We start from the raw sequence: 10654 nt of genomic DNA on the forward strand, positions 1-10654 counted from the left end.
CGAGGATAACGGATAGGCCGCGGAATCGGCGGCAATCCGCGGCAACCCGCGGCAACCGTTTGCGCGCGCATTGGGCACGTGCGTCGGCGTTGATCAGGAAAGGAACCACCATGCGGCACAGAGTCAGCCACTACCCGCGCTCAGCTGCCATGGCCGCCGTGATGTGGGCAACCTTGATCGGCAACACGCCAACGGTATGCGCCCCAGCCATGGCCACGGAACGACCGGCCGTACCCGAGAAGAATCCACCAGGCGACATCCCCGACAACCAGGTCTTCGTGACCTATACGTCGCCGTTGGGCTTATCGCTCAGGGTGCCGGAGGGTTGGGCGCGCACGGATCGCCGCGATGGAACAGCCTTTGCGGACAAATACAACGCAGTTTCCATCGCCGTGGCCACCGCTACCGCGGCGCCAGCCGCCGATCACGAGGCCGCGAACCTGCTCAAGGCCGGGCGCGCGGTCAAGATCGAGGCCATCAGGAACGTGGCGCTTCGATCCGGTCCGGCGCTCTTGATCGTGTACAGCTCGAACTCCGAGCCGAGCCCGGTCACGAACAAGTCGTTGCGCCTGGAGAGCCGTCGCTACCTGATCTACCGCAGCGGCAAGTTAGCCACCCTCGACCTCGCTGCGCCGCTCGGAGCCGACAATGCCGACCAATGGAATCTCATGTCAAATTCATTCCAGTGGCGCTGAACCGCGGCCGTTGGAGGCGTTTGAACTCTATCGTTTCTACCATGGCGGCGACGCCGAGACGGCGGCATTGCGCGGCGTCTCGCTGCGACTCCACGCGGGGGAACTGGTCGCCCTGATGGGGCCGTCGGGCAGCGGAAAGTCCACGCTTCTGGCCTGCCTCGCCGGGCTCGACGAACCGGATGGCGGGCATGTGGAGGTCATGGGGTGCCGTATGTCGCGGCGGCCCGAAGCCGTGCGCGCCGCGTTGCGGGCGCGACACATCGGCATCCTGATGCAAGCGGGAAACCTGTTTGAACACCTGACGGTGGAGGCCAACATGCGGCTCGCGATGTCACTGTCGAAACAGTCGGATCCGCGCAGGGTCGATCTCCTGCTGGAGACGATGGACCTTACCGGGCAACGCCGGGCGCACCCCTCGCAACTGTCGGGCGGTGAAGCGGCGCGCGCGGGGCTGGCGGTTGCCTTGTCGTCGCACCCCAGGGTACTGCTGGCGGACGAGCCTACCGCGGAAGTGGACGCGACCACCGAGGCCGTGGTCCTGACCCACTTGCTGGAGCGATGCCGCGCAGGGGTCGCGGTCTTGATCGCAACGCATAGCACGGCGCTGGCGGCACACGCCGATCGTCTGCTCGGCATGCGGGATGGGCGTATCGCCGATGCCTGACACCCTGATCGAGGCCCAATCGGTTTGCCGGCGCTACCAGCAAGGCGGAGTATCCATCGCCGCGGTCGTCTCGGCGACGTTCCGCCTGTGCGGGAAAGACCGGGTCGCGCTTGTGGGCAGGTCCGGAAGCGGCAAGTCCACCTTGATCCACCTCATGGCCGGACTCGACGTGCCAACGAGCGGCATGCTCCGATGGCCCGCGCTAGGCGCTGCCGGAACCCTCCTGCCGGGGAAGATCTCGCTGGTATTCCAGACGCCGAGCTTGCTGGAGCCGTTGACGGTCAGTGAGAACGTCGCCCTGCCGCTGCTGATGGCCAAAGTGCAAGGCGACATCGGCAGCGCGGTGGCGGATGCGCTCGCCACCTTTGGCCTTGCGGATCTGGCCAGCAAACTGCCCGAGGCGCTTTCCGGCGGGCAGATGCAATGTGTCGCCATGGCGCGGGCGATAGCCGGCAAGCCAAGCGTGATCCTGGCCGACGAACCGACCGGCCAGCTTGATCAGCCGACCGGCCGTGCCTTGCTCGATGCCTTGCTTGCCCATCTGAGCGGTACTGCAACGGCGCTCGTCGTTGCCACCCATGATCCGGCGGTCGCCGCGCGCATGGATACGATCTGGCACATGCAGCACGGCACGCTGAGTAGCACGGGCAGCACGGGCAGCACGGGCAGCACGGCAGGGTGCGTATGATCGCGCTCTGGCTTTTTGGGCTGATTGAGGAGCGCAAGGGCCGCCTGGCGGGCGCTGCAGCGGGCGTTGCGCTCACCGTGGCGTTGTTGGCCTCGCTTGGCGCATTCCTGGCGCAGAGCACCGCTTCCATGACCCGGCGTGCGATCGCAGGCGTGCCGGTTGACTGGCAGGTGCAACTGGTCCCTGGGACGACCGTCCAGGAGCTTGCCGCAGCCATCGGCGAGACAACGCCGGTTTCGCTGTTGCAACCGGTCGGCTATGCCGATGTAGACGGCTTCGACGCCCATACCGGCGCTACCGTGCAGACCACCGGCAAGGGCAACGTGCTTGGCCTGCCTGCGGCCTATTTCCGCGATGCGCCGGCGCAGTTCCGCATGTTGCTCGGCAGCCCGGATGGCGTGCTGGTTGCACAGCAAACGGCGGCCAACTTGCATGTGACGGTCGGCGACACGGTGACCATCCATCGGGCCGGCCTGGCGCCGGCCGACATCAGGGTCGCCGGGATTGTCGACCTGCCGCATGCCGATTCGATGTTGCAGCCTGTCGGCGTTCCGGCTGGGGTGGCACCGCAAGCACCGCCGGATAACGTCCTGCTGATGCCCATCAACGAGTGGCACCGCGTCTTTGACCCGCAGGCGGCGATCAGGCCGGATTCGGTCCGTACTCAATTGCATGTCAGGCTCTTGCATGACCGGCTTCCTGGCGATCCGCAGGCAGCCTTTGCAGCGGTACACGGCGCGGCACGGAATCTCGAGGCGCGCATCGCGGGCAATGGGATCATGGCCGACAATCTGGCGGCGCGCCTTGACGCGGTCCGCAGTGACGCGCTTTACGCCAGCGTTCTGTTTCTGTTCCTCGGCGCGCCGGGGGCGATCCTGGCGGCCTTTCTGACCGTGGCGGTGGTGGCATCGGGCGCAGGCCGGCGCAGGCGCGATCAGGCGCTGTTGCGGATTCGTGGAGCCTCGCGCGCGCAAATCCTCAAGCTGGCGGCAGTCGAAGCGGCGTGCGTCGGCGTTGGCGGCACCACCGCCGGACTGTTCCTTGCCACACTCCTGTCCGAGGCGCAGCTCGATGCCGGGATCTTCGCCACTGCGGCCATCGGCTGGATCGCGGCTGCCGCCGGGGTGGGACTTCTCCTTGCCCCAGCCGCCATGCTCGCGATGGCATGGATCGATGCCAGCCAGACCACCGTCGCGGCCGCGCGCATGGCGATCGGCCTTGAGCGCCGCCGGCTGTGGCAGCGTGGCGGCTTCGATTTCATACTCCTTGCCCTGTCCGCCATCATCTTCTGGAGCACCTGGCGCACCGGCTATCAAGTTGTGCTGGCCCCCGAGGGCACCCCTTCCTCCTCGGTCGATTACACGGCCTTTCTCGCACCGGTTCTGCTGTGGCTGGGCCTTGGACTGCTGACGGTCAGGTTGAGCCTCGCCGGCCTGGATCGGGGCCGTGAACGCTTGGCCAAGTGGCTGGCTCCCCTGGCCGGGTCGCTGGCAGGCGTCGTTGCCGCTGCTCTGTGCCGTCAACGCAGGCGAATGACGCAGGGCATCGCCTTGGTGGCACTGGCTTTCGCTTTCGCGACGTCGACCGCCGTCTTCAACACCACCTACAACGCGCAGGCGCGCATTGACGCAGAACTCACGAACGGTGCCGACGTGACGGTCACCGGTACCTCGCAGACGCCCGCATCAACCAGGCTGCAGGAGCTCGCTGCCCTGCCCGGCGTGAGCGCTGCGCAGGCGATGCAGCACCGGTTTGCCTACGTCGGCACGGACCTGCAGGACCTATACGGGATAGACGCCGCGCGCATTGGCGAAGCGACGAGAATGTCCAATGCGTTCTTCGAGGGTGGGAATGCGAAAGGCACGCTCGATCTCCTCGCGCGAACCCCCGACGGTATCCTAGTGTCGGAAGAAACCGTCAAGGATTTCCAGCTGCATCTCGGCGATCAGATCAACTTGCGGATGCAGAGCGCAAAGGATCATCAATATCACGTCGTGCCCTTCCACTTCATTGGCGTCGCCCGGGAGTTTCCAACCGCGCCTCGCGATTCCTTCCTGGTGGCCAATGCGCGTTACGTCGCCCAGAAAACCCACGCCGATGCGGCCGAGCTGGTGTTATTGAAGACGCCCACTCCCGCGCAAGTTGCGATGGCTGCACGGGCCGTCGTCGCCGCGTTACCGGGGGTCAAGGTGACCGACGTTGACCAGGCTCGACGCGTCATCGGATCCAGCCTCACGGCGGTGGACCTCGCCGGGCTGACGCGGCTGGAACTCGGTTTCGCCGTTCTCATGGTGGCCGGCGCAACCGGCCTTGTTCTCGCCCTGGGCCTGGCCGACCGGCGGCGCACCTTCGCGATTCTGTCTGCCCTTGGTGCGACACCTGCGCAGCTTGGCGCATTTCTCTGGAGCGAGGCGCTCCTGCTCTTTGTAGCGGGGACCAGCATCGGAACACTGACCGGCTTTGCGCTTGCCTGGATGCTGGTCAAGCTGTTGACGGGCGTGTTCGATCCCCCTCCCGAGTTTCTGAGTGCGCCGTGGCTCTACCTGGGTGCGCTGGTCGCCGTGGCCTTGGCCTCGGTCGTGTTAGCCGTGACGGCCGCGCTCAGGCAGACGCATATCCCCGCGGTGCAACGGATGCGCGAGCTATGACAAGAAGCGGCCTATGCCGCATTGGCGGAAGCCAGAATCGTCAAAGCTCGCATCCCGGTTGCAGAACTTACGGATTGTCACGACTTGAGGGTCAACGGCAGCTCCGAGGATACCGTTCTTGCTCATAAGCGCGGCGTATCGCCGAGCCGTTGATTCATTCTCAAGGAGTTCTAGCCATGAAAAAACTTTTCGCTGCTCTCGCGTCCGCCGCGCTCGTCACCACCGTCTTCGCACAGACTGGTGTTCCTGCTTCCGCGGCCCATCCGCAATCCGAGCCGACCAAGAGCCAGGCAAAGGCCGACAAGGAAAAGAACGTCGCACAGGCAAAGGCCGACAAGAAGAAGGTGGAGGCGCAGAGCGATGCGGCTAAGGCGCAGGCCAGCGCCAACAAGGAGAAGGTGGGAGCCCAGGCCGATGCTAACAAGGCAGCCGCTGAGGCTCAGGTGGACAACGCGAAGGCCATGTCGACCAAGGGCGCCCCCGACAAGGCGACCAAGGCGCAAATGAAGGCAAGCAAGGACAAGAACGTCGCGCAAGCAAAGGCCCACAAGACGAAGGTCGAGGCAAGCAATGATGCAGACAAGGCGCAGGCCAAGGCAGACAAGGCGAAGGTCGATGCACAAGCCGACGCCGACAAGGCCGCAGCCAGTGCCAAAGTGGATAAGACCAAGAAGCAATAAATAGCTCCTGCCCGATGGACGGGAGGGTACGTTGCCCGGCCGAAAGGCCATGGTGACAACGGCTCGGGTGCGGGAGCTTTGCGAAGAGGCAGGCTAGCCGAAAGGCAAGCTTGGTCTCTTCGTCTTTTTGCAGGGCTGCATTGCTGCCTCGCAAGCCGAACAGCGCAGTAACTTCACTGAGGTCGAAATGGAAAACACGAGCCAACAACCCAATCGCCTGCATCCGCTGATCGCCACCGCAGCGGGCGCCGTCATCGTCGCAAGCCTGATCGGTGTGGCCGCGATGACGGGGCTCCTGCCTACGGTTCACGGCAACGACGTGACGCCTTTGGCACCGCAGGCCCTCCCGGCTGCGATGGCATCCGGCATGGCGCCCGCTTACGGCACGATGCAACCGGCAGCCCCGGCCGTCGCCCGCCCGCGCATCCGTACGGTTTCCCATGCTGCCCATGCCGAGCGTGCCGCCTCGCCTGGCTGGCAACAGCATGTAGCCATCAACAGTAACGTGGGGACGGTCGAATCCATCACGCCCATCACACAGCAGGGCCAGGCCAGCGGGCTGGGCGCGGTGGGTGGCGCGGTGGCTGGCGGCCTGCTCGGGCACCAGATCGGTGGGGGCAACGGCCGAACGGTGGCAACCGTCCTGGGCGCCCTTGGCGGCGGGGTCGCCGGCAACATGGTCGAGCAGCGTGTGCGCAGTGACACCGAATACCAGGTACGCGTGCGCATGGAAGACGGCTCAAGCCGTGTCGTCACCTACCATCAGCAGCCCGATGTGGGGGTGGGCCAACGGGTGCGCGTTGAAAATGGCGGAATCACCGGTTCCGTGTGAGGTCTTGGCCGATGCTCTCTGTCAAGGCGCCATCGGCCGGGCTCTGATCCCAGCTCTGATCCCCCGTCGCCGAGCGCCTTGTACAGGGCAACCTGGCTGCTCGGGCCTCGCCCGTCACGAGCCGCCTCAGGTTCCTCGCCCACGCCCTGCCGCCCTTAGGCACTCACGATATAACTCAACCGTTTCGCGCCCAAGGTTTGTCAGCGAGAAATTCGCCTTCACCCAGCGACGCCCGCGGCGTCCCATCTGCGCCGCGCCGACCGGGTCCACGGCAAGCCGGGCCATCGCCTCGGCCAAAGCACCGGCATCGCGCGGTGGCACCAGAATGCCGTGTTCACCATCGACGAAGGTCTCCGGGATACCGTCCACGGCTGTGGCAATCACCGGTTTGCCGCAGCTCATTGCCTCGAGGATGACCAGGCCCAGCGCTTCGGTGCCAACGGGCGGATGCACCAGCACATCGATTCCCTGCATCAGCGTAGAGATGTCGTACTCGAACGGGCGGAAGTGCATGCGTCCGGACAGGCCCAAGGCATCCGCCTGCTGGCGCAATTGCGGAATCAGTTCGCCATCGCCGACGCACAAGAAATGGGACTTCGGACATCGCGCAAGAACCTGTGCTGCGGCTTGGATGAAGTAGAACTGTCCTTTGCCGTCAGGTCGTCCTGCGCCTCCGAAGAGTGCGTATATCCATGCATCCTGCGGCAGTCCCAGGGCAACCCGAATCCGATAACGCTGCATGGCAACGGCGCGAAAGTGCTCGGTGTCGATCCCGCAATAGATACGCCTGAGCTTCAGCGTGCGGTCAGGATCTACAAGCAGCAGGGATGCCCGCACCGCGTCGGATACCGCGATCACGCTGGAGTACGCGGCAAGATATCGACGTGTTCTTTCCTTGATCCGAGTCATCAGATGGCGCGTCACAACGACCACCGCGGTGCGGCCCGATAGCATCCATGCCATGATTGCCACCCAATAATCACGCCCGTGGTGCGCGTGGATGACATGCACCCGCTCTTCCCGGATATATTGCGCCAGGATAGCGGGCCAAAGGATGCGGTTGGCGGCCAGGATCCGGACCTTGATGCCCGGCATGCCTTTGGCCGCGGCCCTCCACCGGGCAGCAGCAGGAATTGCCAGCGTTACCTCGCAACCTTGTAGTTCCAGGGCCTTGCAGAGGGAAAGCGTATGCGAATCTATCCCGCCCCCGTCGAAACGGGAGTTAAGGACAAGCACGCGTAGCCGCGAGCTGGACGAGGCCGCGTAGGGGTCAGCGTGGAGTTCAACGCTTGCTTCAGCATGAATCATGGTCCTTTGACTCCATGCCTCGGCGGTCTTCATAGGCGGTGACAAGTTTCTGCAAGAATTGGCCTGGATGCGTGGAACGCGAGACCGGCACCCTTGGAAGCTCGAACAGGTTACGGCCGGCAACGGCGCGGCCGCGGTTCGTGGTCACAGCGGTGTGGAAACCAGCCTCGCGCACGAGATCCGCAGTGACGTTGTCGAACCGCCCGAAGGGATAGCAGAAGTGTCGAACCTGCACGCCCAGCGCCGCCTCCAGGTCGTGCCTGGAACCTTCGATCTGGTCGCGAGCGACCACGCTGTTCACCGATGTCAGGTCGACGTGGGTACGCGTATGGGCGCCCACCTCCATCCCTGCGCGGCTCCACTCGCGCAGTTCAGCGACCGTCATCAGTGGCTTTTCTGGCACGCCGATCTCGGCGTCCCAGCGGTTGGTGTGTCCGGCCAAGCTGCTGACCGCATAGCAAGTTGCGGTGAAGTTGCAACGCAGCAATACCGGTAGCGCGTGCTGCAGATTGTTGCGATAGCCGTCATCCAGCGTAATGCCAACGACCCTGCCGGCCCGTTCGCCCCGCAGGTAAGGCAACAGATCCCTTAAGGCGAGCCCTTGGAAGCCCAGCAATCTGAGCATTCGCATCTGCCACGCAAAGTCGCGTGGCGCGACAACGAGGCCACGCATCGGTGTGCCTCGCGGCGGCGGCGCCTCGATCTGGTGATACATCAGTATGGGGATACGCGACGTCATGCCTGGTCTCGCTTTTTCCGGTTAGTGACACCGTCAGGCTTGCGTTTGGAGCGTGGAGCCGGGAAGATCCTCAGCACCCGGCCTTTGTTCATCATACTCTGGAGAACTTAGCGCAGCCTTAGATGAGGATGAAAGGCCACGATTTCACGGATACAGGCGCCTCGCGGGGGTGGCCCCGCAGTCCCATACGCGGCGTCCGTATGTCGTCCGTATTTCGTCCGGCCGGACGCTGGCACAAAGCCTGGTGGAACTGCACGGCGGCACCGTGCAAGCCTGCAGGGGCGGCACTGGTCAGTTCATTGTGCGCCTGCCGATCATGGTCTCAGCGCCGCCGAAGCGGCCGACGATGCCAGCCAGCGGCGAGCTGGCAAGTTTAGACGGGAAGAAGCCGGGACGGAAGGCGATCTAGTGCTCGGCATCAGCCGTGATGCCGCCGCCCGGCAAGGAACTATAGGTCGTGGCACTCGGACCGAATAAATAGGGAAACGCCCCATTCAAATTATCTTGCACGGAATGACCGCCTCCTCGTCAACTTCATAGACGGCACACATACGGTGGTAGCCATCCGCGATCACGACCTTGCCATGCATCTCATCTCTCAGAAGAAGAATCGGGGAGAGGCTTTCGCCCTTAGAGATCTTTTTTCTCTCGGCCTTGACCTGTGCATTGCTGGCGCTCTTCAACGGAAGTTCGCAGGCTCTGAAAATGTCCACGGTCTTGAATTTCACGACCGGGGCGGCTCTGAACTTAGCCATCATCTTGCTCACCTTATCCCGGCTGTGGAGGATGGTCAGGTAGGACTCAGCGGCAGGATAGTCCTGCTCCTCCACGTCGGAGAGCCACTTGATATCCGGTAACGCGTCTTTGCTCATCTTGATTGCCCTCGTTGTCGGCTGTCAAAGAATACTAGTGCACAAATAGCGCGATCAGGATGATGATCGGAATTGGCACCCCAAGCATGAGAAGAAGAAGCGAGCGCATCGTGTACTCCTAAACAGGTCTGACTGCGGGTTCGCGCATTGCGCGTTGCGAGACGGCGATATGGTCACGCCGCGCGCCGCCAAAGGTTGCGCAGAGACTGGCAAAGAATGCACCGCAAAGCAGTGCCACGAAGAACCACAGACTTGCATGAGCGGCGGCCTTGCGCGCCATGTCTGCCCGCTGCGCAGCAGCGGCTTCTTCGGTCTTGATGGCTTTGTCGAGCCGGCCATACGTGTCTGTTACGCGTTTCTCAGCGTCTGTCTCGCTCAAACCGGCCCATCGCGCCACCTGCCTGGTCGCGTACGCCTTGTCCTCCGGGGTTAGCCCTCCCGATCGAACATCGTGCAGGAACATGGCAGTCATTTCGGCACGTGGTGCCGCTTCGGCATTGGTTGTTGAGGGCTGGTCGGAGCGCCACAGCATATCCCCGAAGTAGCCGGTGGAAGCGGCGCGCTGCTGCGACGAGTCGGGCAAGGCGACCGCTGGTGATCGCGCGCTCGCCTGGATGCCCGCCGTCACGGGCGCGGTCGACCCAACCAGGATGGAGCCGATCGCTGTAGTGAGGAACGCCGCCGTAGCCAGGGAAGCGACTGCCCATGCCAGGAAACCATGCGCCGTATCCCGAAAATAGACTTCGTCCGTATGCACAGAGGCCCATTTCACGCGCAGACGGCCTGCCAGATAGCCGCCGATGCCGGAGGCGGCAAGTTGAGTAAATGCGAGCCACGCTATGGTTGAGGCACCCAGTGTGTTCGCGCTGGCACCAAAGCCAGCCCAGGGGGAGGCAGCCGAAAGCCCGAGACCGACTCCCAGAACGAGGAGTATCAGCGAGAGTGCTGCCGCAGCGCTTGCGCCGGCTAGAACAGCGCCCCACGCGACGCCCGAAGCGGTCGAATCGGCGTCCGTCAGTTGCTCCGGGCCGTCGAGGAGATGTGATGTCATGGTGGACTCCGGTTCAGGAAACGACGTGGGCAGACACGTAACTCTGCGACTCACTTCCGCACGATTCATGCCAAGCATGATTCTCGTGATTGAACCGGCCGAGAGCAACGTGGCCGAGGTTTCGGAGAACGCTCACCGCCCCGCGCAGGCAGGTCATTCCTGCAAGTTCGGTAGAAATATCCACATTGAGTATCCACATTGCCTGAGGTTGACCCTTCCTGGACAGCAGAGTGTCGGGTCGCCCGCTTTTCCGGGCGCAGCGAGTACCGTACGGGACGCGCGCGCAAACTGCCAATGGGACGACCGAAGCTGGATCTGGTGTTGAGCGAAGACGAGCGGTCTCAACTTGCCTCGATTGCGCGTTCGCGGAGTATCCCGGCGTCGCTGGTTGCGCGGGCATGCATCGTTTTGGCTTCTGCAGCGGGCGAGCCAAATAGTGAGAGCTCTTTAGGGCGGGGTTTTGATGCTTCTAGCTGC

General features: G+C 63.8%; 10 protein-coding genes. 6 read left to right on the plus strand and 4 right to left on the minus strand.

Annotated features, from left to right (window positions below; translation table 11 throughout):
- Window positions 1–149: 149 nt before the first annotated feature.
- The 6 genes from ACGLHR_RS36690 to ACGLHR_RS36715 all read left to right on the plus strand — a co-directional run bounded on the left by ACGLHR_RS36690 (window position 150) and on the right by ACGLHR_RS36715 (window position 6207).
- Window positions 150–695 carry a hypothetical protein gene (locus ACGLHR_RS36690; RefSeq protein ID WP_400100130.1) on the plus strand — a complete coding sequence of 182 codons (546 nt, stop codon included), beginning with the start codon at window positions 150–152 and terminating at the stop codon, window positions 693–695.
- Window positions 649–1359, plus strand: a complete 711-nt coding sequence (locus ACGLHR_RS36695) for an ABC transporter ATP-binding protein (protein ID WP_267604193.1) — start codon at window positions 649–651, stop codon at window positions 1357–1359. The genes ACGLHR_RS36690 and ACGLHR_RS36695 overlap by 47 nt, the downstream gene beginning before the upstream one ends.
- Window positions 1352–2047 carry an ABC transporter ATP-binding protein gene (locus ACGLHR_RS36700; protein WP_400100132.1) on the plus strand — a complete coding sequence of 232 codons (696 nt, stop codon included), beginning with the start codon at window positions 1352–1354 and terminating at the stop codon, window positions 2045–2047. Before ACGLHR_RS36695 ends, ACGLHR_RS36700 begins: the two co-directional genes overlap by 8 nt.
- Window positions 2044–4695, plus strand: coding sequence for an FtsX-like permease family protein (locus ACGLHR_RS36705; protein ID WP_400100134.1), 2652 nt, complete (start codon window positions 2044–2046; stop codon window positions 4693–4695). The genes ACGLHR_RS36700 and ACGLHR_RS36705 overlap by 4 nt, the downstream gene beginning before the upstream one ends.
- 149 nt (window positions 4696–4844) lie before the next feature.
- Window positions 4845–5375, plus strand: a complete 531-nt coding sequence (locus ACGLHR_RS36710; protein WP_400100136.1) for a hypothetical protein — start codon at window positions 4845–4847, stop codon at window positions 5373–5375.
- A gap of 187 nt (window positions 5376–5562) precedes the next feature.
- Window positions 5563–6207 (plus strand): glycine zipper 2TM domain-containing protein, encoded by a 645-nt coding sequence (locus ACGLHR_RS36715; RefSeq protein WP_400100138.1) that lies wholly within the window; start codon window positions 5563–5565, stop codon window positions 6205–6207.
- Window positions 6208–6333: 126 nt separating this feature from the next.
- On the opposite strand, the gene ACGLHR_RS36720 is transcribed toward ACGLHR_RS36715, so the two are convergent.
- The 4 genes from ACGLHR_RS36720 to ACGLHR_RS36735 form a co-directional block, all read right to left on the minus strand.
- Entirely contained in the window at window positions 6334–7515 is a 1182-nt protein-coding gene (locus ACGLHR_RS36720; RefSeq protein WP_400100140.1) for a glycosyltransferase family 4 protein, read from the minus strand.
- The gene (locus ACGLHR_RS36725) at window positions 7502–8254 is read right to left on the minus strand and encodes a polysaccharide deacetylase family protein (RefSeq protein WP_400100141.1); all 753 of its coding nucleotides are present in this window, start codon (window positions 8252–8254) and stop codon (window positions 7502–7504) included. The genes ACGLHR_RS36720 and ACGLHR_RS36725 overlap by 14 nt, the downstream gene beginning before the upstream one ends.
- Window positions 8255–8748: 494 nt before the next feature.
- A complete protein-coding gene (locus ACGLHR_RS36730; RefSeq protein ID WP_400100143.1) occupies window positions 8749–9126 on the minus strand; it encodes a hypothetical protein in 378 nt (125 codons plus the stop codon).
- Between the two features lie 118 nt (window positions 9127–9244).
- Complete coding sequence (locus ACGLHR_RS36735) at window positions 9245–10177, minus strand: hypothetical protein (protein ID WP_400100144.1); 933 nt, start codon at window positions 10175–10177, stop codon at window positions 9245–9247.
- Window positions 10178–10654: the final 477 nt, after the last annotated feature.

This window comes from Cupriavidus sp. CuC1, assembly GCF_044627735.1.
Taxonomy (GTDB): domain Bacteria; phylum Pseudomonadota; class Gammaproteobacteria; order Burkholderiales; family Burkholderiaceae; genus Cupriavidus; species Cupriavidus ulmosensis.